The organism is Proteus sp. FME41, from assembly GCF_014897315.1.
Lineage (GTDB): Bacteria > Pseudomonadota > Gammaproteobacteria > Enterobacterales > Enterobacteriaceae > Proteus.
The window spans coordinates 38005-63831 of the sequence record NZ_JABUYL010000004.1; the positions used below are offsets into that span (position 1 = coordinate 38005).

The following is a 25827-nucleotide window of genomic DNA, read 5'->3' on the forward strand; positions in this document are numbered from 1 at the left end:
GCTTTATCCGTTGAAGTGAGTTCATATCCTTGAGCCATATACTGAGCTATCAGCCCTTTGGCTAGACGCTGATACAGACTTGTTGAATGTTGTATTCAAAAGCGAAACTTTCAGCAATAATTAATGCAATAGGTAATATATAGCCTGAAAGAGGGGGCTCATTAGGATTACCTTCCAAATAATGTAATGTTACATTCAATCGTTTTTTAGAACGCTTTGCTAGCATTAATCCACATAAAATATCACAACATCGAATGGTAATATCAATTCTTTTAGTTTGACGAGAACGAGTATGAGACCAATCAAATTCTATCCAATCACGTTTATTAGATTTTCGCCAATTATTAATAACATCCTGTGAATCTTCATAATAAATACGATCTAATTTTATTTTGCTTACGGGAAGCATGTGACCAAAATTAGTTGTAATATTAATTATTGCATTATTAATGGCTATATTTTCCTATTAAGAAAACTCAACCAGATTAATCTTAAAGAAAAAAGCCCTTAAAGGTATTAATTTTATTTATGTTTATACGGGGGTAGGTAAGTTGATTTAAACCTCAAGAAACCAATTGCTGTAATATTAAGGTGATGCGATTAAACGTATCGCTAAAGATACGCTCTGTAAATACAGGTAGGGCAGGCATAATCATGGATAATGCTAACATACCGATAGTCAGCGTGAGGGGGAAACCAACCACGAAAACTGAAAGCTGTGGTGTCATACGGTTTAGAATACCTAATGAAAGGTTAAGTACGAGGAGTAGGGTGATCAATGGCATGGCTAACATCATACCGTTAATAAATATCGAGCCACCACTTTGAACTAATGTTAAAAAACCTAACGAATTAAAGGTTTGATTTTCAATAGGAACAACATAGAACGTATCAACTAATATCGATATTAACCATAAATGACCATCAAAAACTAAAAATAGCAACATAGTCAACATATTAAAGATACGTGCCAAAATAGGCATATTAGGCCCGCCTGATGGGTCAAAAAAGGTCGCAAATGAAAGCCCCATCTGCAAACCAATCACTTCACCCGCATGACGAACAGATGCAAATGCGAGTTGCATTGATAACCCTAAAATCGTCCCAATGAGAATTTGTTGTATAAGTACCCAGAAAGCAATGATCGAAAATAAAGGGACATGATTTTGCGGTAATCCAGGTGCAATTAACGCTGTAATTAAAAAGGCGAGAGCAATCCGAAATTTTTTAGGTGTTTGTTTTTCGCTAAATAACGGTGCTGTACTAAAAAGCGCGAGAATACGCACAAAAGGCCAGAAAAAATCACTCATATAGCCGTTAAGCATTTCACTGGTCAGAGTTATCATTGCAATTAACCAATCATCCCTGGAATACCCGTAAATAAGTTGCGCATATAATCTAATAGCAAACTTAACATCCAAGGGCCTGCCACTAAAATAGCCGCTAATACCGCTAGAATTTTAGGGATAAACGATAATGTCATTTCGTTTATTTGCGTTGCAGCTTGAAGCATACTGATCACAAGGCCGGTTACCAGCGCTGATAATAAAAGTGGGCCAGCAAGTGATAAAGCGATTTTCATCGCTTCCGTACCCAATGCTAAGACAGATTCAGGTGTCATTGATTTACCTCAGCGCTAATTAAAGAAGCTTTGTGCAAGTGAGCCCAGTATTAATTGCCAACCATCAACTAAAACAAAAAGCATTAGTTTAAACGGCAAAGATACGGTTGCAGGGGGCACCATCATCATACCCAGTGCCATTAACACACTAGCAACAACTAAGTCGATGATAAGAAAAGGAATAAAAATCATAAAACCAATTTGAAATGCTGTTTTTAGCTCACTGGTAATATAAGCGGGCACCAAAATACGCATAGGTACACTTTCACGCGTTTCAAATGCGGGGGCATCTGCAAGACGAGCAAACAGGGCTAAATCTGTTTCACGTGTTTGTTGCATCATAAATTCGCGCAAAGGTTTAGAACCATTCTCTAATGCTTGCTCAAAGGTAATTTGATCTTCAGTAAATGGCATATAGGCATCTTGATAAATTTTATCAAATACAGGCGCCATAATGAAAAAGGTCATAAATAACGCCAAACCAAGAACCACTTGGTTTGGTGGTGCTGATGGCGTTCCTAATGCATTGCGCAGTAACCCCAATACAATGATAATCCGCGTGAAACTGGTCATCATCAGCAAAACAGCAGGAATAAAACCCAATGCAGTAATGAAGATTAAGGTTTGTACGGGTAATGACCAACTTTGACCACCACCGGGTAAAGATTGTGTAATCACACTTGGAAATTGAGCAAACGCACTGCTAGGCAATAAAACCAAAACCAGCACACTAGCGAAGAGACGCCAACGCGTTAATGCGTTAAAAAAAGTGACACACTGATGCATTATGAGTTGCCTTTATCTCGCTTTAGCGTTTTTTGTAATAATTGAGTAAACAATGGTGATGTGGGTGATGTAGTCGCTTCCTGCGAGGCTTTTTCAGGGACAGGTAACTTATGTAGCAGATTTATTTGCGACGAGGTTACCCCTAATACAAGCCATTCCTGTTCAATTTCAACAACAACCACACGCTCTTTTGCCCCTAATGAACAACTTGCCTTGACGTTAAGTTGTGCACTTGTTCCTTTAAATGAACCACGTGTCAGGCCGAACCGGCGGAATAACCACATAGCCACAATAATAAGAACAATAATGCCTGCAAGTGCTGTGCTGACTTGCGCAAGACTTTGTCCTACAGGCAAGGGTTGTGTAGGCGCTTGAAGAGTCTGTGTTGTAGCGGGCGCGGTAGTATTTACCGCACCTTGGCTGGAAAAGGAAGGAAGCTGTTCCATAGATTAACGGCTCAGGCGACGCATACGTTCTGATGGTGTAATGATATCGGTAATGCGAATACCGTATTTATCAGAAACGACCACCACTTCACCTTGTGCAATTAAATAGCCATTGATAAGAATATCAAGCGGCTCACCAGCTAAACCATCCAGTGAAACGACAGAACCTTGGGATAGGCTAAGTAATTTTTTAATGGTCATTTTGGTACGGCCTAACTCTACCGTTAATTTGACAGGAATATCCATAATCAAATTAATATCGGACAGATGATTAAGCGTATCGTCTTCAGGTAAAAGATGTTCAAATAGATCGGAACTATTGTCCTGGCTTTTCCCAGTTTGCTGTTCCATTGCATCGGCCCACAAATCTTCAGCAGATTGTGAATTATCAGTTGGGCGATTCGCATCACTCATTGGTTTGTTCCTCATCCAGAGCGTTTAAAACAGGGTTAATTAGGTGTTCAACACGAAGGGCATATTGCCCATTTACTGTACCGTATTGGCTAGTCAATACGGGCACACCATCAACATGTGCAATTAATCTTTCTGGTCTATCAATAGGGATAACATCCCCTTCTTTAAGTGTAAGCACTTTTGATAAACGCAGTGGGATGTCAGTAAAGTTTGCGACCAGCTCAAGCTCAGAATGCTGAACTTGGTTGACTAAACTATCTAACCAAACCCCATCTTCTTGACGAACATTTTCAATTGGTGGATTGATCAGTCGTTCACGTAATGGTTCAATCATGGCGAAAGGAATACAAATGCTAAATTCCCCTACCATTGAGCCGATCTCTACCTGAAAAGGTGTCGTAACTACAATGTCATTCGGTGATGAAGTGATATTGGTAAATTTCACCTGCATCTCAGAACGAACATATTCAACTTGAATTTTGAATATGGAATCCCATGCATCACGGTAGGCATCAAGTGCCAGTTTCAACATTTTGTTGATTATCCGTTGTTCTGTATTGGTAAATTCACGGCCTTCCACAGGGATAGGGAAACGTCCATCACCACCAAACAGGTTATCTACCGCGATATAAACCAAGTTGGGTTCAAAGGTAAATAAGGCTGTTCCTCGTAACGGCTTTAAATGCACCAAGTTAAGATTTGTTGGCACAGGTAAGTTACGAGCAAAGTCGTGATAAGGGTGAATTTTAACGCCACCAACAGTAATGTCTGGGCTCCGACGGAGCATGTTAAACAGCCCCATACGGAATTGACGCGCAAAGCGTTCGTTAATAATTTCTAACGACTGTAAACGTTCTCGAACCACACGGCGTTGCGTGTTGGGGTCATAAGGCTGAATATCCGGTTCATTCGGATCCTTCGCTATCGCAGGTTCCCTGTTCGCGCTTTTGGCGTCGTCACCTGATGTGTCATCATTCAGCAGAGCATCAATCTCTGCCTGTGAAAGGATATTATCGCTCATAATGATTATCGCAGAATAAACGTGGTAAACAGTACATCGGAGAGGATCTGTTCAGATTCTCCCGGTACGAGAGTCGGTCTCAGCGTTTCTTTTACATCCGTCATTAGCTGGAGTTTTCCATTGTCTGTCGCAAGCTTATTTGCTTGTTGACGAGAAAGCAGTAATAGCAAGCGACTACGAACCTCAGGTAAATAATCATGTAGACGTTTACGAGTCTCTTCATTATGCAATCTTAATGTAATACCTATGTAGAGCACTCTGTCTAAGTGTTCTTCGTCATCAATTAGATTTACCGTAAAGGGTTCTAATGACATAAAAACGGGTGCTGGTATAACTTTTTCTTGATTAGTGCCCGCTGAACCTGATTTAGCATGCTTCAATGCCCACCAACTATATCCACCGAATGCCGCTGCAATAATGGCGATCACCAATAATACGATGATCAGAATTAAGCTATAGCTTTTACGTTCATTGCTGTAATTAGACATGGACAGTTAAATTCCTGTTTTGTAGTGGATACGTGTTCACTGTTGTGGACTTCCATATCCATCTAAATCAACCTTAATTATCCCGCTATTTCTGTTTTTTAATTGCAGAAACAGATAGGGAAAAAACCATTAACTCTTACGTTTATTGACACAGTGTGCCCTCCCAATACATTTGTATTAGGCAAAAATATCAACACCACCACGAGCAGATGCTAATTCTTGAGGCGTAAGCGTTATCTTTTGTAGTGCCGTTTCAGAGGCTAATTGCGTTGAATTACCCTCGCTTCCTTGATGATTATCGGCACCATCTCCACTAAATTGAGAGGAATCTGACATATTTTGTTGTTGCCAACTGTCATTAGTGTCGCTAGACACCTGACTTTGCGTGAGCTGTATCCCATTTTCAGAGAGTGCTTGACGCAATTGATGCATGGCATTTTCTAATACAGTACGAACTTGTCCATTCTGTGACGCAAGGTGTAACTGTGCCTGTCCATCTTCTATTTTCATGCGAATATGCAATGAACCTAGCTCTTCAGGATGTAAACGTAACTCAGCTTTTTGTAAACCGTTACGGCTAAACATCACAATTTGCTGATTCAGTTGCTGTTGCCACTCGGGCGTTCCCACTTGTGCATTTAATACCTGTGTTGCCATTGGTGAAAATTGCATTTGTGGTTGTGTCAACGTAGAAGAGGGGGTATGGCTTGCAATGCCGTGCGATGCAAAAGAGGACGAATTGGATAAGGTGCTGTGAAGATCTCTTTCTGCAACACTGTTACCAGGCATCATTTGTTGAGCAATATTGTCAGTCAGTTTTTGATTTGCCATTTGCTTATCGCCATTTAGCAATGTATTCACTTTTTCAGCAGTTGGCGTTAAAAGGGTGGCAATGCTATCTGCTTTTTTAGTCGATGGCTTTTCTGTTTGCTGTGTACTGACAAGGGTGCTCTCTGCCACTAATGTCGCTGTTTCAGGACGTCGCTGTGTTAGTAGTGATTTTTCATCTGACTTCGATAGATTTAGCTTGTCGGTAAGGTTGAATTCCGACATATCGTTATCTTTTGAAAAAGTGCGTGCCAAAGAGGTTAAACCGTCTTCTCGCCTAACTGACTGCGGCTGTTGTAATGCTTGGGCCAGTTGCTCGGATGGAAGAGTAAGACGTTTTAATCCCGGTAGGCCTGCTAATTGAACAGGAAGTTCAGCGGCAAGTTCTTCTGCTGACATTAATGAAGAGGATGTTCTATTTTCGACAATAGTGGCAAATTGTTCATTATCTGGCAAGGTCAGTGCCAATTGAGATTTTTCTACAGCTGGCTCTTCTTTCACATTTGGCGCTGTGGCAACAGACACAAGATGACTGTCGTCTTCTTTTGTTTTGTCTTCATCAGTGTGTGAATGTGTTTTACTTTCTTTGGCTGAATGATTTGCGATATTGACCGTCTTTTTATCACTCTGTGTATTTTGGGGTTGAGAGCCCAAAATCTGAGCAAAGGTCGGGGCATTATCACCGGGCTGACTGTTTGTAGCAGATGTCGTTCCCGGAGAGGCTGCAGCGACATCCATGGTCAGAAGCGTTATCTCCATCAAGTTATTCTCCGTAAAGTACTACGCTGTGCGTACTCGTCCATTTGTTTCTGTTCAATACGATCAAGATGTCGCTTACGGCTATCTTCGGCACGTTGCTCCAAAGTCTCAAAAGCATTGAGTCGTTGCTGTTTTTCCCGCCATTGTTCAGTTGCAAGATCAAGTTGCGCCTGCCAATGCCGAAGTTGCTGTTTATGTTGTTCGATAGTCAATTCAAGCGTTTTGAGAAATTGTTGGTAGTTTTGCCATGATGCTGACGACATCCCCCCTAAATTTAACGTTTCATTTAGACGTACACGGTATTCATCCTGATACCCGATCAACATATTGAGTTGCTGTTCCATTTGTTGATGACTCTGCCGGACCTGAGCCAGTTGAATAGCGGCTTGTTCAGCCGCTGTCTGTGCCAGTTCTCTCAGTGTCACTAAAGGTGACTGCTCCCGCATTGGAACCCTCTTTACTTTCTCTGATTATGTTCAGAATGAGTTTAATGTAATCAGTTGATTAAGTTGCTCACATGCACTTTGATAACTGCATTGCTCTTGAATATCTTGTTGTAAGAACGTTGCTAATGACGGATAAAGCGCAATAGCTTTATCCAGCATTGGATCACTTCCTGCGGCATAAGCCCCTACATTAATTAAATCGCGGTTACGCTGGTAACTTGATAAAAGCTGTTTAAACACTTGTACGCGGCGGTAATGTGTTTTATCAATTAATGATGTCATTGCACGGCTAATAGAGGCTTCAATATCAATAGCAGGGTAGTGCCCTGATTCAGCGAGTGACCGAGAAAGCACAATATGACCATCTAAAATGGCACGCGCTGAGTCTGCAATGGGATCTTGCTGATCATCACCTTCAGTTAAAACAGTATAAAAAGCGGTGATAGAACCACCACCATCAACACCATTACCTGCGCGCTCTACCAGTGCCGGTAATTTTGCAAAGACAGAAGGGGGATAACCTTTTGTTGCTGGTGGCTCACCGACAGCAAGCGCAATTTCACGTTGTGCCATACTGTAACGCGTCAGTGAATCCATAATCAGCAAAACATGTTTTCCGCGATCACGAAAATCTTCTGCAATACGTGTTGCATAAGAGGCACCTTGCATACGGAGAAGGGGCGAAACATCCGCGGGAGCTGCAACGACAACCGAACGCGCTAATCCTTCAGTACCAAGAATGTTTTCGATAAAGTCTTTGACTTCACGACCCCGTTCACCAATTAGCCCAACCACAATGACATCAGCTTGAGTAAAACGCGCCATCATACCTAAAAGCACACTTTTACCCACGCCAGAGCCTGCGAATAGCCCCATGCGTTGACCACGACCTACGGTTAACAGCGCGTTGATCGCACGCACACCCACATCAAGTACATCTGTAATCGGTGTACGTTGTAATGGGTTGATTGGCGGCGTAATAAGTGGAGCTCGGTAGCCAGTGTCTGGTGGTGGAAAACCATCTAAAGGGTAGCCAGAACCATCTAACACTCGACCTAATAACGCATCACCCAGTGGTAATTGACGACCTTCATTTTCACCATTGGGTGTGACTTGTGCATAAACACGCGCCCCTGGTGTTAATCCCTCAACTTCCTGTAAAGGCATTAACAACATTTTGTTACCATTAAAACCGACGACTTCACTTTCAACTTCTTCAACCGTTTTACCAATGGTACGTTCTATTAAACACGTAGAGCCAAGGGGCATAACAAGCCCCTTAGCTTCCATGACTAAACCTGTTGCTCTGGTTAAACGCCCATATTGGCGTACACGCGGAATTTTATTTAAACGTGCTTCTGCTTCACCGAGTTTTTCTAACCAACGCCCCAATCTGGCTGTCATTACAATGCCTCCGGCGCAGCAAGACGGCAGAGTTCATGCCAACGAGTTGCAATTGTGGCATCAAGATCACCATCATTCGTTACCACTCGGCATCCACCTACATGAATACTGTTATCGGCAACGACTTTCCAACCATGAGCAGAAAGAGACTCACCCAACTCTTTTTCAATCTGTGGGATATGCTTAGGATTAACCCGTAATTGAGGATGACTTGAGAACATCTGCTCTTGTTGCAACATTAAGCTAATTTGAGCAAGTAATGCCGAGCCATCGCAGACAGCGGGTTGGCCCAACACTTCTTTTGCTGCGGTCAGTGCAATTTGCATTAAACGCGATGCAATAACACTGTCTAGCCCATTAAGTGAATGTCTAAACTCTGCTAACAATCCTTGCCACTCATTAATTAAAGGGGATTGCTGAGCAATACCTTGGCGAATGCCTTCTTCAATACCTGATTGTAATCCCGCTTGATAACCATCCTGATAACCCTGGTTTTTCCCTGCCTCAAAGCCTTCAGTGTGGCCCATTTTCTGGGCCTTATCTTTCATGTCATCAAGCATATTAATTTGCTCAAGGACTTTCTGTTGCTGAACGACTTCTTTTTCCTGTTTTTCGACTTCCTTTTCGTCTTCTGCCGTATCCTCAGCAGCTAATGCCCAATCAGTGAGTTCTTTTGGAACCCAAGGCGTCCAGTTAGTATCAGTATGTTTATCAGACATAGGTATCGTCTCCTCCATGAAGCACAACTTCTCCAGTCTCTGCTAATCTGCGTACCACAAGCAGAATGGCTTTCTGTTCTGCTTCCACTTGTGACATTCGAACTGGGCCACGAGAAGACAGATCATCACGCATAATTTCAGCAGCACGTTGCGACATATTGTTGAGGAAATGATCGCGTAGCTCTTGATCGCATCCTTTTAATGCCACAACCAAGGAGTCGGATTCCACTTCCTGTAGAATGCGCTGGATAGAGCGGTTGTCGATATCGATAAGGTTTTCGAACAGGAACATTTCATCGATAATTTTCTGTGCCAACTCGCCATCGTAATCGCGTACCGCTGTAATGACATTCTCTTCCTGCTGACTTTTCATCAGGTTGATAATTTCAGCGGCAGTACGAACACCACCCATTTTGCTGCGTTTAAGATTTTGGCCATCAAGCAGGTTATTCAATACTTCCGTTAACTCTGCTAATGCAGACGGTTGAACACCACCAAATGTCGCAATACGTAACATGACGTCATTACGTAATTTCTCATCAAACAGAGCAAGGATATCTGCCGCTTGACCCCGTTTGAGGTGAACCAAGATGGTAGCGATAATCTGCGGATGTTCATCGCGGATAATATCGGTCGCCATTTGTGGTTCCATAAAGTTAAGTGTCTCAATACCCGTTGTTGTTTCACGCGTTTCTGAGATTTCATCTAACAGATTATTTGCACGTTCTTCACCCAATGCTTTGACCAGAACAGAGCGTAAATAATCATTTGCATTCACGTTCAACGCAGCGTATTGGACGGCATCTTCTTCAAAGCTTGCCATTACATCAATCAATTGCTGGTTTGAGATATGGCGCATTGATGACATCGCAATACTCAGCTGTTGGACTTCACGTGTATTGAGATGTTTAAACACTTCCGCCGCACGGTCTTCACCGAGTGTTAGTAACATAACGGCGCTTTTTTCGGTTCCAGTTAAGTTATTACTCATTGCTCTTTACTCATCCATTGACGAATTACCATTGCGACGACACGAGGATCTTTCTCTGCCATTTCACGGATACGTTGGCTCTGCAATTCGGCACTCACACGTTTACGTGCTTGTTTACGTCTTGCTTCGTCATCTAATTCTGTTTCATCAACATCATCTTTTACTTTTAGCTTTGTTTTCAGCACAGATTTTTGTGCGGCAATTTCAGCTTCACGGCGTTTCTCAAGCTGTGGTTTCACCAGTTTGCGCCATAAGATCCATGCGATGATGACAAGTAACAACCAGCGACCTAAATCCAATGCTTTTGACAATATTTCTGGATTTTCCCAAACAGGAACGGTAATCACTTTTTCTTCAATATCGTTAAACTGTGAGTTCACGACACTTAAAGAGTCACCACGTTCTTGGGAATAGCCCATCGCTTCACGAACAAGTCCTTCAATTTGTTGAATTTGTTCATCCGTTAGCGGGATTTGTTTTGTTTCAACAACCGGTTCTTCGCCATCAACCGCTTCTTTCGTATCATCAACCGTTTTGTAATTCACAATAACGGCGACAGAAAGACGTTCGACATTACCCACTGGGCGTTTGATATGACGAATACGGCGATCAACTTCATAGTTCGTTGTTTCATCTAAACGGCTATTGCTGTTTGGATTACGGGTTAATGTACGATTAGTGCCCGTTGTATTTGCCTCATCTGTTTTTTCACCTTCTTGCGCTTTTGGTGCTTCAATCGGCGCTTGAGGTGGAGCAACAGGTTGATTAGATAACGCACCCGGTACACCGCCCGCTAACATGCCACCATTTTGTTCACTTTGACTCAATTGTTTTGAGCGCACAGCAGATTGATTAGGCGGCTGATTGGGTTTGTACTCTTCGGCAGTTTCTTCAGTGTGAGAGAAATCAACTTGAGCCGTTACCTGTGCATGAACATTTCCACGACCCACAATTGGGCCTAATAACGTTTCAATGCGTTGTTGGTAACGATTTTCTAGCTCTTGAACATATTTTAATTGGGTAGAGTTAAGGTCACGACCCATTGCATCAGGTTGTGTCAATAATTTACCGCTTTGGTCAACGATGGTGACACTGCTGTCGGGCATGCCCGCAACACTGCTCGCAACGATATGCACGATAGCATTAATTTGACCTTCATCAAGCGCTCTACCCTGTAAAAGACCCACCGTAACGGATGCAGAAGGGGATTTCTGTTCACGAACAAAAAGAGATGGCTTTGGTAGTGCTAAATGAACACGAGCATTTTGTACAGGACCCAATGTCTCGATAGTGCGAGCAAGCTCACCTTCAAGTGCACGTTGATAGTTAATCTGCTCACTAAATTGGCTGATCCCGAACTTTTCTTTATCTAACAGTTCAAAACCGGCAGCTCCACCTTTAGGAAACCCTGCTTGCGCAAGTTTCAGGCGTAATTCATGAACCTGATTGTCAGGCACCATAATCGCAGCGCCATTTTGTGACAAGCGATAAGGTACATTCATTTGTGTCAACTGTGTGACAATTTCGCCACCGTCTTTATCGCTAAGATTACTGTAAAGCACCTTATAATCAGGGCTTTGTAACCATAAAAATGCAGCAACAAAAATGGCAATTGCCGCCGAACCCGCAATAATGAGCGGCACTTTCGGATCGGCTTTTATCCGGTTAATAATGGCGTTAAAACCCTTATTCTGGTTCACAACGTCGGTTTTTTCGGCATTCATAGACAATCCTTGCCTTGTAGTTCGGGATGAATACTAAAAGCGTGGCGTAACAAAACAGACTCCCCTTACGCAAATAAATAATCCTACTCTCAGGTGTCTCATTATTGGCCTTTTGCGTTTCATTTAATGGCGTAATTAACCCTTAACTTTTGTGTCAATTACTCGCTTTGGAATGAAGCCCCTGTGTTAGGGTATAACTCGGTAAGCGTGTTGGTTCACTTCCTTACTATGACATTGATTCAGTAATTGAATTAGATGATTAACGCAGAGGTTTATATGTCAATTCCAGCTATTGAAAGTGTTCTGGATAAAATGCAAATCCAGACTTTACAAGCATCCAATATTGCGAAACCCCAGCCAGTACAAGCAGGGTTTGCCACTCAGCTTGTTGAAGCTGTAGGTAAAATTAATGAAACACGTGTCAATGCAACCAACAAAGTCCAAGCATTTACGTTAGGAACACCCGGTGTTGAGTTAAACGATGTGATGGTAGATATGCAAAAGTCCAGTATCTCATTACAAATGGGTATCCAAGTAAGAAATAAATTAGTGGGCGCTTATCAAGAAATTATGTCGATGCAAGTTTAGTACTTTATCATTTGATAAAGGTGGCTTTTCTTTTATATGATTTCTATAAGAAGCAGCCAATCAAAATAGAGATGGGGTATCTTACTTTATTTCGTTGAATAGAGGGTTTAAGCAATCGAATATTATTAAATATTTGAATACTTATACTTTTATCCGCTATTTTCGATAATGGGAGCCCCGACTTGAATTAAAATAATAAACACATCATTTAATTGATGTGCGCTTCTGCTCATCTATATCAAAGCCATTCACTCTTTTATCGCTTCTTATATTTCAAACGGATAAAAAATGATGATTAAATAAGCTATTTAATCCATTATTCTATGGAACAGTAATAATATGAATAATATTAGAAAACGCCATAATGGTTGAAGTTATTTTTTCTGTCTATTCAGAATAAAGTGTGCCTAGAATGTTACGGGCCAAATATTAACTAAAGAGTATGCTCTCTTTCAGATTTTGAATTAGCAAAAATAGATAAAATGATCTGTCTTCAACATGACGAGAATGAAAAGAAATTTCATTATAGAAAGTGAAAAATGTAAAACGTGTTATCCGAAAAAATAAAGATATTTATATCGTTTCTTTTTTTTTACTTTGAGTTTAATTAAATATAATAAAAAGCTTGTTATTGTGATCTTTCAAGTAAAAGAGAATGTTTTATTTAATAATATGTATGATATTTAACCTTATAAATTAGAATGATAAGGTTTTATTTTGTTGTTTTTTAATGTCCTTTGTTAATTAATTGATTCTCGTGTTAATTTCTTTGGTTTTTTTTGTTTGATTAGTGCGCTTAAAAACATTTTTATAAAATATTCATTTGTTTTATGGATGGGAGATCAAGTATAACAAAATAGAAACAAAAAATAGGAATATCATAATGACAGCAAACAAAGCACACAAATTTAAATTTGGTCTTGGGTGGCAAATTATTACCGCCCTTATTTTAGGGATCATTGTCGGTGCAATTTTGCACGATAATGAAAATAAAGATTGGTTAATTGCTAATGTTTTATCTCCCGCAGGTAAAATATTTATTCAATTAATTAAAATGATTGTGGTTCCGATAGTTATTTCAACACTGGTGGTAGGAATAGCGGGTGTTGGAAATACCAAACAACTAGGTAAATTGGGATTTAAAACGATTCTCTATTTTGAAATTATCACAACGATAGCCATTATTGTCGGGATAAGTCTTGCAAATATATTTCAACCAGGTGTGGGCATTGATATGTCAGCACTCAGTCAAGTCGATATATCTCAGTATGAGAAAACCACTCAACAAGTTGAAAGCCAATCACATGGTATTATGGCAACTATACTCTCTCTGGTGCCTTCAAATATTTTTGCAGCTATGGCGAGTGGTGAAATGCTGCCTGTTATTTTCTTTGCAGTTATTTTTGGTATGGGACTTTCATCATTACCCGCTGAGAAAAGAGAGCCGTTATTAGTAGTATTACAGACTTTCTCTGAAACCATGTTCCGTGTAACGCATATGATTATGATGTATGCGCCTATTGGGGTCTTTGGGCTTATTTCTGTCACGGTGGCAAGTTTTGGTTTTACCTCATTAATCCCATTAATTAAATTAGTATTACTGGTTCATGGCGCTATTCTATTTTTCGCGATCGTGGTGCTAGGCTTAGTGGCAAAGTATTGTGGAATAAATATTTTTACGCTGATTAAGATTTTAAAAGACGAATTGATATTAGCTTATTCTACAGCAAGTTCTGAAACTGTATTACCTCGAATAATGGATAAAATGGAAAAATATGGGGCTTCTAAATCAGTAACTAGTTTCGTTATTCCAATAGGGTATTCATTTAATCTTGATGGTTCTACACTTTATCAAAGTATTGCGGCTATTTTTATTGCGCAATTATATGGTATTGATCTCTCTATCTGGCAAGAAATAACGCTTGTAGTGACCTTAATGATCACCTCGAAAGGGATTGCTGGCGTACCCGGTGTTTCATTTGTGGTGTTATTAGCCACATTAGGCAGTGTGGGTATTCCACTTGAAGGGCTGGCATTTATTGCGGGTATCGACCGAATACTGGATATGGCAAGAACGGCATTAAATGTGATTGGTAATGCATTGGCTGCTTTGGTGATCGCAAAATGGGAGCACCAATTTGATAAGAATAAATCCAAAGAATATGAAGCAACTTTTTAATATTTAATCAATAATGACCAAATAGGATAGGGCTAGTTTAATTAAAAACTAGCCCTATTTTTTATATTAAATAAAGATATTCACATGATCGCTGTAAAAAGAAAAAATAACGACAACAGGAAAAAAGAAAACACATTTAGATGCTTAAGAATGTTACTTTTGAGCTAAATAATGAGATTTAGCTCAATCCCATTTCTTGAGATGTGTATTATCCTTCCGATTTAGCGGTGCCTTGATGAAATCGTAGTTGCCAATCATCGTGAGAGTTTTTTATCCAGAGGGATGAACGGTAAGTCTGCTTTATTTTTTTGTTATCTTCTACTTGATAGCTGACGTAAGTTAATAGCACCACATCATCACTTAGTTGTGAACCTTGATAGTTTTCTGAATAAATCTCTATATTGCGATTGTCGTTTGTCAGGCTGTTAATTGTGTCTGCTTTATTAACACAAATACCAGAGCGACAAAACTCCATAAACTCATTATGTAGAAGTTGAATAAGTATATCTGTATTTTTTCGATGGGTACTTTTATGAAGTGTTTTTTCTTGTTGGATTAGTTTTGTATAACGTTCTGTCATTATTTATTTTTATTCCATTTTCTGGAAAACACGTAGTGTAGTCTGTTTTTTCATCGTTAAAAATATCATACTATCTTACACTAAAAAAATAAAATCAGTTCACATACAGGTGTTAGCTTGTATGATAAAACTAAGGTTTTTATAACTTGATGAAAAAATAATGGGCTTACTGGTTAAAGCACTGATAGGTGCGTTTGTCGTGGTATTAATCGCCGTTTTATCGAAATCTCGCCACTACTATATTGCGGGATTGGTTCCGTTATTTCCCACTTTTGCACTTATTGCACACTATGTTGTGGGCTCTGAACGCTCTATTGAAGCGTTACGCACCACCATTATTTTTAGTCTATGGGCTGTTATTCCTTATATGGTTTATCTAATTTCACTCTATGTGATGATCAACTATGTAAAATTATTTACGGCACTGGTTACGGCGGTGCTCTGCTGGGTTATTGCTGCTTGGTTACTGATTCAGTTATGGAACAAGTTTCATGGGTAAAGTATTTACTCTTAACTATTATTATCATGTTAAAAAATATAGATAGAGAGAATATGAGAAAATCACTGCAACAAAAAATCATTCAAATATGTAATGAAAAAATAAGGGCTAAAGGAGAGGGGGTGGGATTATCTTTTTATGCTTTTTTTGCAAATAAAAATGACAACCCTGAATTATTAATGGAAGTTGCAACATGGTGGATTATGACGCATAAATTTGATCACTTTGAAAAAGCACTCAAAATAAAAAAATTAGTACAATCAGAAATGGAATGTAATGCTTAAATTTTCTGCGATTACGTTCATTATTTTTTAAAACAATTTTATTAAACTAAAAATTGTTGATTATTATCACATTAAAGCGAGTCATAAACCGCTATGGTAATTACATGATTAATAACGTAAACGGTGATGATATGGAATATTGGTTTATTGCGTATAAAGTGCGTTCCAGAAATGGTGATACCTACGCCGGACATAAAATTGTAGAAACAGAAAGTGGGATCACGCCCCATATTGCGTTAGATAAAGCATGTCAGGAAGTAGCCGAAGGGGCTCAAGCAGATATTCCTGCAGTGAGAGTAGTTGCTTTTAATCGTTTATAAGAAATTATACCTACCTAATAGAAATCCTACATTTATTTATGTGGGATTTTTTTATATTAAAGCAATTCTAATAATGGCTATTTTAGCACATTATGTAATGTATTTATTCCCAATTACAAATTATCAAAAATAAAGTATTTACTTATATTATTTAATTATTTTGATCTAACCACACTTTTTTTACTTAAATATAATTCAATTATGTGACCTGAGCTTTACTAATTCATTTTTAATAATTGAATAAAAAAAACGTTATGGTTAATGTGCTGGTGGGCTAAGGAATAGCTCAATACAAGGAAATAAAAATCATTATCTTGATTTTTTAGTCATTATTAAAAGGAAATTTACACTATGACCGTATTAACCGTTTATTTATGTGGTACTGGCTCTCACTCATTTGATCACAATAATCCTACCTTCTGGCAAGGCGAATTAGTTGCCACTTTAGCGCAAAACAACCAAGGACGAGAGTTTGCACAGTGGTTTATTGTTGATGGCCCAGGCAGTGGTAATCTGCAAGAAGATGATTTATGGGTTGAAAGCCCTAATTACTCTGATATTAAGGGTTCGCTTTTTGGCAGTGGTTGGGAAGAAAACGTCAATCATGCACTTTGTTTAATGAAAGGTAACTTTGATTGGCAACGTGAAAAATTGACCGAAGAACAGTATAACCAACTAAAAAAAGCCGGTATTCCTATCGAAGATGTGAAAGTTACAGGCTCTTTTTTATGGCGCAAATATGATTATGGCGATCGTCATATCACTCAGCAGCAACTTCAACAGCAAATTATCCGTATTTTCCGCAAAGATGGCATTATTCCAACGCAAGTTAACTTAGTGGGTTGGAGTCGTGGTGGTATTACTTGCCATATGCTTGCGAATGCGATGTTGGCAGATCCACAATTAAAAGATATTCCAGTGAATATTTTTGCGATTGACCCAGTTCCGGGCCCATTGAATTTTCAACCTGAAAAAGTCACGTTAGGTCAAAATGTGAAAGAATACGTCGGATTTTATGCAAAAGATGAACGTTCAAAAGGATTTACGTGTGTGATCCCAACCATCACGTCTGAAACAAAAATGCACATTTTCCCTATTTCAGGTCGTCATGCCACATTAGTGGGCAATGCCTCTATTGATGGTAGCGAAGGTGAAAATGCGTTATATGCACCAGGTTTAGTGGTTCGCCATTTTGCCGAAGTCTGTTTAACTCGTTGGGGCTGTGATCTAGCAAATAAATTAGCCTTAACGGATACACAAATTACGGGCTATCACACGGACATGGTGAATGATGCCGATAAGTACATTACAATGCGCCGTAAGACTTACTCTATCCATGAAAGTACGGGGAAAGATGAACGTAAAGTCTCACTAGGCAAAGAGGGGAAAGCATTCTCTGAGATCGTTGGCGTACAATATAATCCATCAGCGGGTTTAACCGCGGATTATTTATCAGATTATTATGAACTAATAGGTCGCCCACCGTGAAGTGGGCGATTTTTATTTCAATCATTATCACATTATTTATCACAGTTTCTTACTAGGAAAATGATTGTTGATTTAATATACTTCCTTCCGAGAGCTAACAGAATTTCATTAGACATAGACAGACTGTAGGAGGTTTCTATGCCTGAGTTTACTGTTAGAGTTGAGTTATCCGATCCTGAAAATGCAGATTATGTGTTATTAACACAAAAGATGGTAAAAGAAGGATTTAAGAAAGAGATTGATGGTTTGAAAGGTAAATATGTTCTGCCACTCGCAGAGTTTAATTACTATACAGAAACAGAGAGTCACAAAGACGTTATTGAGTTAGCTTTTTCAATTGCAGCAAAAATAACCTTAAATCCTGCCATTTTAGTTACAGAAGTAAAAAATAGAGCGTGGAAAGGGTTAGAGCGACTATAAGATTATTTTTATAGTACAAGAAGTAAAGGCTCGTGGGGAGTCTGAACGTATTTAGATTGACTGCTTTATCGCCTGTTCTTTTCCGTTTTTATAATAAAAAACGTGCAACCAATATTATTATTTCACTCTTTTTATTAAATAAAGCGCTTGTCGATGATATTGCATTATCATGGACTGCTTTGTTATCACTTTAAATCACGGGATAAAGCGCATGAATTGGATGTTAAAATCATTTTCACAACTCACCACAGATGAGCTTTACGCTATTTTGGTATTAAGAAATCAGGTTTTTATTTGTGAGCAGCAATGTGTTTATCAAGATCTGGATGGAGTCGATCAAAATACATTACATCTGTTTGCCAAAGAGGAAGATAGCCAGCAGCTTATTGCTTATGCACGCTTATTGCCTCAAGGTATTGTATTTAAAGAAGCTTCAATAGGGCGGGTGATTGTGGCTCAAAATCAGCGGGGAAAGGGAATAGCTCATCAATTAATAAAAGAAGCCATTTCAACAACGTTTAAACAATTTAATACAGAGACAATAAAGATAATGGCACAGGCTTATTTAGTGTCATTTTATCAATCTTATGGTTTTATCATTGACTCAGAACCTTATCTTGAAGATAACATTCCTCATGTTGATATGATTTTAACGCAGACCGTTTAATCAAAAAAATAAAAGTAGAGTTGTACTTTCTTACGTTACCGATAACAAATTTAGCTGAATAATCAGAGTGATTTTTTCTAAGCAAAGACGCCATTAGCTAATAAAACCGCTTTTGGCGCAGAGGAAAGTTATTTAAGATTGAGGTCAGGATAATAACTATGTTCTGTAAACTGACCATAGCTATTTTGTACCCTCTGCTCTTGTTCAGTCTGTCTGATTAACACACCGAGCTCATCTAACCTTGCTCGTAATAAATTTCGTGTCTCATTTTCATTTTCTAAGATTTTCTTTAGCATATCAGTGAGACGCTGCTGTAGGCTTAGTTCACCATCAGCAGGTTTTACCATCTTAGTGATATTTTCTACACTTTTTAAATAATCCATTTCCATTTCGATCAGCTCGTCCCATTGCTGACTTTTGGCAAGCGTTAACATTTGCTCACTTGATTTCAAAACATGCTCGTAAGCCGCCGTAATATCCATATTGTTATCCACTCTAATTTAATAAGAATTAATCTGTGTGCCAATTTGTTGCCAAGCATCAGAAATTTCAGTTAAGAGCTTGATGACTTCATGAATTTTTTCTGGGTTATTTTTTAAGTTGGCATCGAGTAGCTGATTAACCATATAGTCATAAAGGAGCTCCAGGTTCTCTGCAAGCTCACCGCCTTTTTCTTTATCCAGACCTTGTTTGAGTCCGTTACCAATAATATTAATGGCTTTAGAAATATTTTCGCCTTTACCGGCGATATTTCCTTGTTCCATTAATATTAATGCACGGCGAAGGGCGCTAAGCGCCCCATTAAATAGGATCTGGATCAGCTGGTAAGGCGTGGCATTTAAAATCTCGCTTTCAACGTCGATTTGAGCATACATTTTACTGGCTGATTGTTGATACATAATGTCCTACTTTTTAAAAAATTAACCTAATAAACGGCCGATTGAGGCACTGGAGTTAGTCATGGAGTTGACCATTTTATCTAACTGTTGGAACTGATTTTTATAACGTTCCATGGTGGCTGCAATGTTTCGTTCCGTGTTTTTAATCTGTTTATCAAGCGTTTTTTTACGTTTTTTTACACCGTCAGTGGCGATATCTAAAGTACCATCATTAGATTGCAGGGTTTTCTTTAGGTAATTAAACGTTTGGGTACCAAACCCTGTTTCTTTACCGTCACCCATAAAAAACTCTTTCACGTTAGCCGGTTTTTCTTTTAACGCTTCATCGAGTTTTTTATTATCGATATCTAAAGAGCCATCGACCTTAAACTTAATACCCATTTTATTTAGGGTATCCATTTCAACGCCATCTTGAGAACGAGTCACAAAACTTTTTAGCTCAGACATAATCATACGGCTAGTACCATCGCCGAGTAATACGCCATTATCTTTCGATGCTGCTTCACCTTTCTCTACTTGTGTATATTTAGTCAGAGATTTATAGGTACTATTTAGATCGTTATAAGCGTCTGTCCAAGCCTTTATAGCCTCTTTCATTGGCTCAATATCACGGGCAACAGTGACTATTTCAGGCTTATCTGCTTTGTCTTTATTATCAAAAGTCGTTTTTTTAAGATTTAAGGTGATACCTTCAGGTGCATCTTTAATCTCATTAGTTTGGCGCTCAATATCAATACCATTAATCGTTATTTGTGCATTATTTGCAGGAACGATTTGTTGCATTGCACCACTACTCGTTTTAGTTGAATAACTAATAAAGTCATTCAATTTGTTATCACCTTCAACAGTGATTTCCATCTGAGAATCAGTTCCTTCTTTACGAGAAGTCAGAACTAAATGGTTAACACCATCTTTGGCTTTAACAATAGTGGCAGAAACATTACCCTCTTTTTTATTGATTGCATCACGCAATTCAATCATAGAAGTCTGTTTATCTGTTAACTCAATACGTAATGGTTCTTTCTCACCTTTTTGAGTTATTACTAAGGTGCGTTTATTCCCTTCACCTAAGGTTTCACCTATAGGAGTTTCAATATCAGGAATTGCTATTGATTTCAGTGTCTGAGCATGAGCTAATTCTTTAATTGATACGGTATAGTTACCGATACTGGCTTTACCATCCGTCGTCACTTTAAAGGCATCAAACTCATCATCAACTTTAGTTGCAACAATCTTGTCGAATTTTTTTAAATCTTCAGAGGCTTTTTGTAACTTATCAAGTTGGCCACGAATTTTACCGTAAGCAGTAATTTGCGCTTCGTAGCTTTTCATCTGTTTATCAAGGGGCTCAAGGCGTTTATTTTCCGCCGCCTCTAATTGTGCCAATGTTTGGCTAAGAGGCATCCCTGAGCCCGCGCCTAGTGAAGCAATACCAGCCATACCAGTCTCCTTTCTGTGTTCGTAAAATAATCCTCAAAAAGTGTTATCGGTAGAATCGGCGAAAAGTTTACGTCTATTTGGTATTTTTGATGAGTGAAACAGGCTGCCATATAGAAGCCTTTTGTTGCCATTGGTGACCAAAGTCGAATTTAAAGCAGTAAAAAAGAGGTGAGACTAAAATTAATAAAAATTGAATAAAAAAATAATAATTTAAATCCTTTAATTATCATTGGCTTGATATTTATTCTATAAAAAATCGCAGAAATATTTGTAGGAAAAGTTAAAGGTTGTATGTGGGGTGCCGATAAACTTGTTGCCGGTGATTAACACCGAAAATGAATAGGCAAACTTTTATTTTATCGACTTGATTTTAAAGGAATCTAGCTATGGCACAAGTTATTAATACCAACTATCTGTCTCTGGTAACTCAAAACAACCTGAACAAATCTCAGGGAGCTTTAGGAAGTGCAATCGAGCGTCTGTCTTCTGGTATGCGTATCAACAGCGCTAAAGACGATGCAGCAGGTCAAGCGATTGCTAACCGTTTCACTTCAAACGTAAATGGTTTAACTCAAGCATCACGTAATGCGAACGATGGTATCTCATTAGCTCAAACAGCTGAAGGTGCTCTGAACGAAATCAACAACAACTTACAACGTATCCGTGAGTTAACCGTTCAAGCTAAAAACGGTACTAACTCAACTTCAGACGTTAAATCAATTCAAGAAGAAGTTGATGAGCGTTTAAATGAAATCCAACGTATTTCTGACCAAACTCAGTTCAATGGCGTTAAAGTATTAAGCGAAGATACTGATATGAAAATTCATGTTGGTACTAACGACGGCGAAGCAATCAATGTTTCTCTGAAAAAAATTGATAAAACTGAACTGGGTGTGAACGACTTTAAAGTGTTCACAGAAAAAGAAGGTGTAGCAATCACTGGTGGTGCAGCACAAGACGTTGAAGCTTTAGGTGGTACTGCAACTAAGAAAATTCAAGATACTGCTGATGACGCTGAAGTAACTGTTGCTAAACGTAAAGAAGGTACTAAAGAGTTTGATGACAAATTTATTGCTACTAAAGGTGGTGATAAATTTGAAGTAACTTCTAAATCAATTGATGCTGATGGCAACGTTAAGCTAGTTTTAGGTAAAAAAATCGAAGATGATGCTAAAACTGCTTCTAAAGTTGAAGTTAATGAGACTTCATTAGCTACTTTAGATGACGCTATCAATAAAGTTGATGCTACTCGTTCTAACTTAGGTGCGATTCAAAACCGTTTTGAATCTACTATCAACAACCTGAACAACACTGTTAACAACTTATCTGCTGCACGTAGCCGTATCTTAGATGCTGACTATGCAACAGAAGTTTCTAACATGAGCCGTGGTCAAATCCTGCAACAAGCTGGTACTTCAGTACTTGCTCAAGCAAACCAAGTACCACAATCAGTTCTGTCTCTGTTACGTTAATTCGTACACTGACACAAAAGATACCTTTCTATATCCAAAAGGTCCTCGTAAGAGGGCCTTTTTTTGTTTTTGTATTTTATCTTTAAACCCACTCTTTTTTAGCTTTTATTTTTCTCTCAATTTATTTCTCTTTTCTTTTAAATCAATAAGTTCTTAAAAATTAATTGACTGGCTTTTATTGCTATTTTCGCGACGCCAAAAATCGTAAAACCTTCGAAATTGATGACGATAGTGTTTAGGCAACGTTATTACGGTGACGTGATAACAAACCTATTCATTTAAAAGCATTTTAAAATTAAGTCGAAGGAATATTATATGGCACAAGTTATTAATACCAATTATCTGTCTTTAGTGACCCAAAATAATTTAAATAAATCACAAGGCGCTTTAGGCACTGCGATTGAACGTTTATCTTCGGGTATGCGAATCAATAGCGCAAAAGATGATGCCGCAGGTCAAGCCATTGCGAACCGTTTTACCTCAAATATTAACGGTTTAACACAAGCCTCTCGTAATGCCAATGATGGTATCTCTGTTGCTCAAACCACAGAAGGGGCATTAAACGAAATTAATACTAACCTGCAACGCGTTCGTGAGTTAACGGTTCAGGCCAAAAATGGGACTAACTCTAGTTCAGATATTTCATCTATTCAGAATGAAGTCACTGAACGTTTAGCGGAAATTGATCGTATCTCAGAACAAACTCAATTTAATGGTGTAAAAGTATTGAGTGGTGATACAGAAATGAGCATTCAAGTCGGTACTAACGATAAAGAAGCGATTAAATTTAAATTAGATAAAATTGATAATGATGTTTTAGGTGTTGGAAACGATAAGTTATATACCGAAGCAACAGTTAAGAAAGGGGTAACAAAAGCCGGCACGAGTATTACAACGCAAGCGGAGCTTGATAAAATTGTCGTGGGTGCAACTAAAATGTCAGGTAGTGACACTTTATCTACCTATATGGAAGATGGTAAAGAAGTCAAAGGAAAATATATCTATCATGATGCTACGGGTACTAAAGACTATTTGGTTTCAGCATCTGACCTTGAATTAACAGGTGCGACAACTAAAAATGAAGTGAGCATAAAAGCAGCATCAAAAACAACGGCTAACGAATTTACTGCTAGTGCAGGTGCTGATGTTAAAGTCTTAACAGTAAATGATGATGCACTTGCAACCTTAGATAGCGCAATTAATAAGGTGGATGAAGCACGTTCTAAATTAGGTGCGGTGCAAAACCGTTTTCAATCGACCATTAACAACTTAAATAACACGGTGAATAACTTATCGGCTTCACGCGGGCGTATTTTAGATACAGATTATTCAACTGAAGTATCCAATATGAGCAAAGGGCAAATTCTGCAACAAGCAGGTACAGCGGTACTGGCTCAAGCAAATCAAATTCCTCAATCTGTTCTTTCTCTACTACGTTAATCTTATTTTTAAATAATCCTCAATTGACACCCATTGCAAGTTTTTTTGCAGTGGGTGTTTTTTCATCAAAACAATCGTTTTTTTAATTAATCATTTATGAGTATTTCAACTCACCAATAAGACGCTAAAATCTCACAAAATAAAATACTATGATTTATATGTTATTTTTTTATGAACTGAATGCGTATTTTACATGTCGATTTCTTTTAATGAGATAAATTATCAATTTAATTAACGGTTTTTCTAAGGATTAACACTGAGTGTTTTAAGGTAAAGTAGTTCTCGTAATGCAATGACAAATTAATTTATCAATGAAAACCCAACGTTCGCTGAAAATTTGGCATAGGTGAAAAAGAGACGCTTTTGCGCCACTGTTCCGCCGATTGCTAAATCTATTTCGCCAGATAATGGTTTCCGGTCTTTTATCCAAAGGTGTCTTTTGTTGTGAGTGATTTGTATACCGCCGAAGGCGTGATGGACAAAAATAGCCTCTGGGAGCGATATGTCCCGTTGGTTCGCCATGAAGCATTACGATTACAGGTCAAGTTACCTGCGAGTGTTGAATTGGATGATCTTTTGCAAGCGGGTGGAATTGGGTTGCTAAATGCGGTTGAGCGTTATGACTCAATGCAAGGTGCTGCTTTTACCACTTACGCTGTTCAACGTATTCGTGGCTCAATGTTAGATGAGCTGCGCAGTCGAGATTGGGCGCCACGCAGTGTGCGTCGCAATGCAAGAGAAGTAACACATTCTATTCATCAACTTGAGCAGGATCTAGGACGACCACCATTAGAACAGGAAGTTGCTGATCATTTGCAGATTGAGTTAGCAGAATACCGGCAGATCCTATTGGATACGAATAACAGCCAATTGTTCTCTTATGACGAATGGCATGAAATTTACGGTGAAAGCTGTGAACCGTCTCAAGACGAAGATCATGATGACAATCCATTACAGATGTTGTTAGAAAGTGATATTCGCCAAAGAGTCATAGACGCGATAGAATTGCTTCCCGAAAGGGAAAAAATGGTTCTTACTCTGTATTATCAGGAAGAACTTAATTTGAAAGAAATAGGCGCAGTGCTTAATGTCGGGGAATCCCGCGTGAGCCAGCTACACAGCCAAGCCATAAAAAGGCTGCGAGCACGCTTAAACCCAGAGAAATAGAAGTTTTGCTTATTTTTGTTTTTGTTTATTAAGACTACAACACAGGGCTTTATCTCTTATGTCTGTTTCAACACAAAAGAAACGGCCGCTAAGCCGTTACATTAAAGACTATAAACACAGCCAGACTCATTGTCTACATTGCCACAAGGCGCTTGATCGGATCTCTCTCGTATTCAATCGCCAAGTTATCAATAAAGAAGCCATTTCTGAAATGACGGATTTAGTTGATGATGAAACGTGGGAAACGTTACAAGAGAAGTTCTCTGCGCTATGCCGTTTTTGTAGTGAGATTTACTGTAATAGTGAAACTGACTACTTTGACATTATGTCTTTTAAGCAGTATTTGTTTGAACAAACGGAGATGAGCCACAGTACTGTTCGTGAGTATGTGGTTCGTTTACGTCGGCTCGATGAATTACTGACTTCCACTAATTTTCCGCGTCAAGAGTTTACGACAGAGAAAATTCAGTCAGACTTGAGTAAAAAGCTCACTCCCTCTGCATTTAGTAACTACAACATTGCACTACGTAAGTACGAGCAATATCTCGATTGGTGCCAAGAGCCGCCATCGATGAATAGCAGTCACTAATTGCGCTCAAGAGAGACCTTAAAAGGAGTAGCCTAGCCTACTCCTTTTTCTTTTCCATTTTGAATCCCTCTTTCTCTTTTCTTATTGTTCCTTTTTTACTATTTCTTTTTTATCTCTAAATTCTTTTTTATTATTAGCTAGTTATAGC

At 38.8% G+C, this 25827-nt stretch carries 31 protein-coding genes; 13 read left to right on the top strand and 18 right to left on the bottom strand.

What is annotated here, in order from left to right:
- Nucleotides 1-61 precede the first annotated feature (61 nt).
- From INT04_RS05180 to fliF, 14 genes are all read right to left on the bottom strand, one after another.
- A complete protein-coding gene (locus tag INT04_RS05180) occupies nucleotides 62-409 on the bottom strand; it encodes a hypothetical protein (protein ID WP_193015114.1) in 348 nt (115 codons plus the stop codon).
- 154 nt (nucleotides 410-563) lie between these two features.
- On the bottom strand, nucleotides 564-1346 hold the full coding sequence (gene fliR / locus INT04_RS05185; protein WP_193015116.1) for a flagellar biosynthetic protein FliR: 783 nt from the start codon (nucleotides 1344-1346) through the stop codon (nucleotides 564-566).
- A 5-nt stretch (nucleotides 1347-1351) separates the two neighbouring features.
- Nucleotides 1352-1621, bottom strand: coding sequence for a flagellar biosynthesis protein FliQ (gene fliQ / locus INT04_RS05190; protein ID WP_064720361.1), 270 nt, complete (start codon nucleotides 1619-1621; stop codon nucleotides 1352-1354).
- A gap of 15 nt (nucleotides 1622-1636) precedes the next feature.
- Nucleotides 1637-2407, bottom strand: a complete 771-nt coding sequence (gene fliP / locus INT04_RS05195; protein ID WP_226893985.1) for a flagellar type III secretion system pore protein FliP — start codon at nucleotides 2405-2407, stop codon at nucleotides 1637-1639.
- Complete coding sequence (gene fliO, locus INT04_RS05200) at nucleotides 2407-2853, bottom strand: flagellar biosynthetic protein FliO (protein ID WP_193015118.1); 447 nt, start codon at nucleotides 2851-2853, stop codon at nucleotides 2407-2409. The genes fliP and fliO overlap by 1 nt, the downstream gene beginning before the upstream one ends.
- A gap of 3 nt (nucleotides 2854-2856) precedes the next feature.
- On the bottom strand, nucleotides 2857-3267 hold the full coding sequence (fliN, locus tag INT04_RS05205) for a flagellar motor switch protein FliN (RefSeq protein WP_193015119.1): 411 nt from the start codon (nucleotides 3265-3267) through the stop codon (nucleotides 2857-2859).
- On the bottom strand, nucleotides 3260-4288 hold the full coding sequence (fliM, locus tag INT04_RS05210; protein ID WP_193015120.1) for a flagellar motor switch protein FliM: 1029 nt from the start codon (nucleotides 4286-4288) through the stop codon (nucleotides 3260-3262). Before fliM ends, fliN begins: the two co-directional genes overlap by 8 nt.
- A gap of 5 nt (nucleotides 4289-4293) precedes the next feature.
- A complete protein-coding gene (gene fliL, locus INT04_RS05215) occupies nucleotides 4294-4776 on the bottom strand; it encodes a flagellar basal body-associated protein FliL (RefSeq protein WP_109373788.1) in 483 nt (160 codons plus the stop codon).
- 177 nt (nucleotides 4777-4953) lie between these two features.
- A complete protein-coding gene (locus INT04_RS05220; RefSeq protein ID WP_193015121.1) occupies nucleotides 4954-6363 on the bottom strand; it encodes a flagellar hook-length control protein FliK in 1410 nt (469 codons plus the stop codon).
- Entirely contained in the window at nucleotides 6363-6809 is a 447-nt protein-coding gene (fliJ, locus tag INT04_RS05225; RefSeq protein ID WP_193015122.1) for a flagellar export protein FliJ, read from the bottom strand. The genes INT04_RS05220 and fliJ overlap by 1 nt, the downstream gene beginning before the upstream one ends.
- Nucleotides 6810-6839: 30 nt before the next feature.
- A complete protein-coding gene (gene fliI, locus INT04_RS05230) occupies nucleotides 6840-8213 on the bottom strand; it encodes a flagellar protein export ATPase FliI (protein ID WP_193015123.1) in 1374 nt (457 codons plus the stop codon).
- On the bottom strand, nucleotides 8213-8932 hold the full coding sequence (fliH, locus tag INT04_RS05235; RefSeq protein WP_193015124.1) for a flagellar assembly protein FliH: 720 nt from the start codon (nucleotides 8930-8932) through the stop codon (nucleotides 8213-8215). The genes fliI and fliH overlap by 1 nt, the downstream gene beginning before the upstream one ends.
- Complete coding sequence (gene fliG, locus INT04_RS05240) at nucleotides 8925-9923, bottom strand: flagellar motor switch protein FliG (RefSeq protein WP_193015125.1); 999 nt, start codon at nucleotides 9921-9923, stop codon at nucleotides 8925-8927. Before fliG ends, fliH begins: the two co-directional genes overlap by 8 nt.
- Entirely contained in the window at nucleotides 9920-11647 is a 1728-nt protein-coding gene (gene fliF, locus INT04_RS05245; RefSeq protein WP_193015126.1) for a flagellar basal-body MS-ring/collar protein FliF, read from the bottom strand. Before fliF ends, fliG begins: the two co-directional genes overlap by 4 nt.
- A 276-nt stretch (nucleotides 11648-11923) precedes the next feature.
- Between fliF and fliE the strand changes: the two genes are divergently transcribed.
- Nucleotides 11924-12235 (top strand): flagellar hook-basal body complex protein FliE, encoded by a 312-nt coding sequence (gene fliE, locus INT04_RS05250; protein ID WP_193015127.1) that lies wholly within the window; start codon nucleotides 11924-11926, stop codon nucleotides 12233-12235.
- 883 nt (nucleotides 12236-13118) lie between these two features.
- Nucleotides 13119-14414 carry a glutamate/aspartate:proton symporter GltP gene (gltP, locus tag INT04_RS05255; RefSeq protein WP_193015128.1) on the top strand — a complete coding sequence of 432 codons (1296 nt, stop codon included), beginning with the start codon at nucleotides 13119-13121 and terminating at the stop codon, nucleotides 14412-14414.
- Between the two features lie 208 nt (nucleotides 14415-14622).
- Here the strand turns inward: gltP and INT04_RS05260 are convergent, their stop codons facing one another.
- Entirely contained in the window at nucleotides 14623-14994 is a 372-nt protein-coding gene (locus INT04_RS05260) for a DUF4440 domain-containing protein (protein WP_193015129.1), read from the bottom strand.
- Nucleotides 14995-15154: 160 nt separating this feature from the next.
- On the opposite strand from INT04_RS05260, the gene INT04_RS05265 reads away from it, so the two are divergent.
- The 7 genes from INT04_RS05265 (at nucleotide 15155) to INT04_RS05295 (ending at nucleotide 18672) form a co-directional block, all read left to right on the top strand.
- A complete protein-coding gene (locus INT04_RS05265) occupies nucleotides 15155-15493 on the top strand; it encodes a GlpM family protein (RefSeq protein ID WP_193015130.1) in 339 nt (112 codons plus the stop codon).
- Nucleotides 15494-15546: 53 nt separating this feature from the next.
- Nucleotides 15547-15777, top strand: coding sequence for a DUF6500 family protein (locus tag INT04_RS05270; RefSeq protein WP_193015277.1), 231 nt, complete (start codon nucleotides 15547-15549; stop codon nucleotides 15775-15777).
- Between the two features lie 104 nt (nucleotides 15778-15881).
- A complete protein-coding gene (locus tag INT04_RS05275; RefSeq protein WP_006533140.1) occupies nucleotides 15882-16097 on the top strand; it encodes a hypothetical protein in 216 nt (71 codons plus the stop codon).
- 351 nt (nucleotides 16098-16448) lie between these two features.
- Complete coding sequence (locus tag INT04_RS05280; RefSeq protein WP_193015131.1) at nucleotides 16449-17585, top strand: hypothetical protein; 1137 nt, start codon at nucleotides 16449-16451, stop codon at nucleotides 17583-17585.
- A 138-nt stretch (nucleotides 17586-17723) separates the two neighbouring features.
- Complete coding sequence (locus INT04_RS05285; protein ID WP_193015132.1) at nucleotides 17724-18005, top strand: hypothetical protein; 282 nt, start codon at nucleotides 17724-17726, stop codon at nucleotides 18003-18005.
- Nucleotides 18006-18037: 32 nt separating this feature from the next.
- Nucleotides 18038-18199: a hypothetical protein gene (locus tag INT04_RS05290; RefSeq protein ID WP_193015133.1), complete on the top strand. Its 162-nt coding sequence runs from the start codon at nucleotides 18038-18040 to the stop codon at nucleotides 18197-18199.
- A gap of 17 nt (nucleotides 18200-18216) precedes the next feature.
- Complete coding sequence (locus INT04_RS05295) at nucleotides 18217-18672, top strand: GNAT family N-acetyltransferase (protein WP_193015134.1); 456 nt, start codon at nucleotides 18217-18219, stop codon at nucleotides 18670-18672.
- A 128-nt stretch (nucleotides 18673-18800) separates the two neighbouring features.
- On the opposite strand, the gene fliT is transcribed toward INT04_RS05295, so the two are convergent.
- From fliT to fliD, 3 genes are read right to left on the bottom strand one after another with little or no spacing between them, the layout of a single operon-like run.
- Entirely contained in the window at nucleotides 18801-19154 is a 354-nt protein-coding gene (fliT, locus tag INT04_RS05300) for a flagellar protein FliT (protein ID WP_193015135.1), read from the bottom strand.
- Between the two features lie 18 nt (nucleotides 19155-19172).
- Nucleotides 19173-19571: a flagellar export chaperone FliS gene (fliS, locus tag INT04_RS05305; RefSeq protein WP_023581844.1), complete on the bottom strand. Its 399-nt coding sequence runs from the start codon at nucleotides 19569-19571 to the stop codon at nucleotides 19173-19175.
- Nucleotides 19572-19592: 21 nt separating this feature from the next.
- Nucleotides 19593-21011: a flagellar filament capping protein FliD gene (gene fliD, locus INT04_RS05310; protein WP_193015136.1), complete on the bottom strand. Its 1419-nt coding sequence runs from the start codon at nucleotides 21009-21011 to the stop codon at nucleotides 19593-19595.
- Nucleotides 21012-21397: 386 nt separating this feature from the next.
- Here fliD and INT04_RS05315 point away from each other — a divergent pair, with 386 nt between their 5' ends.
- The 4 genes from INT04_RS05315 to fliZ all read left to right on the top strand — a co-directional run bounded on the left by INT04_RS05315 (nucleotide 21398) and on the right by fliZ (nucleotide 25679).
- Entirely contained in the window at nucleotides 21398-22483 is a 1086-nt protein-coding gene (locus INT04_RS05315) for a FliC/FljB family flagellin (RefSeq protein ID WP_193015137.1), read from the top strand.
- 315 nt (nucleotides 22484-22798) lie between these two features.
- Nucleotides 22799-23923, top strand: a complete 1125-nt coding sequence (locus INT04_RS05320) for a FliC/FljB family flagellin (protein WP_193015138.1) — start codon at nucleotides 22799-22801, stop codon at nucleotides 23921-23923.
- A gap of 444 nt (nucleotides 23924-24367) precedes the next feature.
- The gene (locus INT04_RS05325) at nucleotides 24368-25090 is read left to right on the top strand and encodes an RNA polymerase sigma factor FliA (protein WP_036912728.1); all 723 of its coding nucleotides are present in this window, start codon (nucleotides 24368-24370) and stop codon (nucleotides 25088-25090) included.
- Nucleotides 25091-25148: 58 nt separating this feature from the next.
- The gene (gene fliZ, locus INT04_RS05330; protein WP_023581849.1) at nucleotides 25149-25679 is read left to right on the top strand and encodes a flagella biosynthesis regulatory protein FliZ; all 531 of its coding nucleotides are present in this window, start codon (nucleotides 25149-25151) and stop codon (nucleotides 25677-25679) included.
- The last annotated feature ends 148 nt before the right edge of the window (nucleotides 25680-25827 follow it).

Coding starts and splice junctions, on each gene's coding strand:
- INT04_RS05180 (WP_193015114.1), bottom strand. CDS start 409: ATGCTTCCCGTAAGCAAAATAAAATTAGATCGTATTTATTATGAAGAT.
- fliR (WP_193015116.1), bottom strand. CDS start 1,346: ATGATAACTCTGACCAGTGAAATGCTTAACGGCTATATGAGTGATTTT.
- fliQ (WP_064720361.1), bottom strand. CDS start 1,621: ATGACACCTGAATCTGTCTTAGCATTGGGTACGGAAGCGATGAAAATC.
- fliP (WP_226893985.1), bottom strand. CDS start 2,407: ATGCATCAGTGTGTCACTTTTTTTAACGCATTAACGCGTTGGCGTCTC.
- fliO (WP_193015118.1), bottom strand. CDS start 2,853: ATGGAACAGCTTCCTTCCTTTTCCAGCCAAGGTGCGGTAAATACTACC.
- fliN (WP_193015119.1), bottom strand. CDS start 3,267: ATGAGTGATGCGAATCGCCCAACTGATAATTCACAATCTGCTGAAGAT.
- fliM (WP_193015120.1), bottom strand. CDS start 4,288: ATGAGCGATAATATCCTTTCACAGGCAGAGATTGATGCTCTGCTGAAT.
- fliL (WP_109373788.1), bottom strand. CDS start 4,776: ATGTCTAATTACAGCAATGAACGTAAAAGCTATAGCTTAATTCTGATC.
- INT04_RS05220 (WP_193015121.1), bottom strand. CDS start 6,363: ATGGAGATAACGCTTCTGACCATGGATGTCGCTGCAGCCTCTCCGGGA.
- fliJ (WP_193015122.1), bottom strand. CDS start 6,809: ATGCGGGAGCAGTCACCTTTAGTGACACTGAGAGAACTGGCACAGACA.
- fliI (WP_193015123.1), bottom strand. CDS start 8,213: ATGACAGCCAGATTGGGGCGTTGGTTAGAAAAACTCGGTGAAGCAGAA.
- fliH (WP_193015124.1), bottom strand. CDS start 8,932: ATGTCTGATAAACATACTGATACTAACTGGACGCCTTGGGTTCCAAAA.
- fliG (WP_193015125.1), bottom strand. CDS start 9,923: ATGAGTAATAACTTAACTGGAACCGAAAAAAGCGCCGTTATGTTACTA.
- fliF (WP_193015126.1), bottom strand. CDS start 11,647: ATGAATGCCGAAAAAACCGACGTTGTGAACCAGAATAAGGGTTTTAAC.
- fliE (WP_193015127.1), top strand. CDS start 11,924: ATGTCAATTCCAGCTATTGAAAGTGTTCTGGATAAAATGCAAATCCAG.
- gltP (WP_193015128.1), top strand. CDS start 13,119: ATGACAGCAAACAAAGCACACAAATTTAAATTTGGTCTTGGGTGGCAA.
- INT04_RS05260 (WP_193015129.1), bottom strand. CDS start 14,994: ATGACAGAACGTTATACAAAACTAATCCAACAAGAAAAAACACTTCAT.
- INT04_RS05265 (WP_193015130.1), top strand. CDS start 15,155: ATGGGCTTACTGGTTAAAGCACTGATAGGTGCGTTTGTCGTGGTATTA.
- INT04_RS05270 (WP_193015277.1), top strand. CDS start 15,547: ATGAGAAAATCACTGCAACAAAAAATCATTCAAATATGTAATGAAAAA.
- INT04_RS05275 (WP_006533140.1), top strand. CDS start 15,882: ATGATTAATAACGTAAACGGTGATGATATGGAATATTGGTTTATTGCG.
- INT04_RS05280 (WP_193015131.1), top strand. CDS start 16,449: ATGACCGTATTAACCGTTTATTTATGTGGTACTGGCTCTCACTCATTT.
- INT04_RS05285 (WP_193015132.1), top strand. CDS start 17,724: ATGCCTGAGTTTACTGTTAGAGTTGAGTTATCCGATCCTGAAAATGCA.
- INT04_RS05295 (WP_193015134.1), top strand. CDS start 18,217: ATGAATTGGATGTTAAAATCATTTTCACAACTCACCACAGATGAGCTT.
- fliT (WP_193015135.1), bottom strand. CDS start 19,154: ATGGATATTACGGCGGCTTACGAGCATGTTTTGAAATCAAGTGAGCAA.
- fliS (WP_023581844.1), bottom strand. CDS start 19,571: ATGTATCAACAATCAGCCAGTAAAATGTATGCTCAAATCGACGTTGAA.
- fliD (WP_193015136.1), bottom strand. CDS start 21,011: ATGGCTGGTATTGCTTCACTAGGCGCGGGCTCAGGGATGCCTCTTAGC.
- INT04_RS05315 (WP_193015137.1), top strand. CDS start 21,398: ATGGCACAAGTTATTAATACCAACTATCTGTCTCTGGTAACTCAAAAC.
- INT04_RS05320 (WP_193015138.1), top strand. CDS start 22,799: ATGGCACAAGTTATTAATACCAATTATCTGTCTTTAGTGACCCAAAAT.
- fliZ (WP_023581849.1), top strand. CDS start 25,149: ATGTCTGTTTCAACACAAAAGAAACGGCCGCTAAGCCGTTACATTAAA.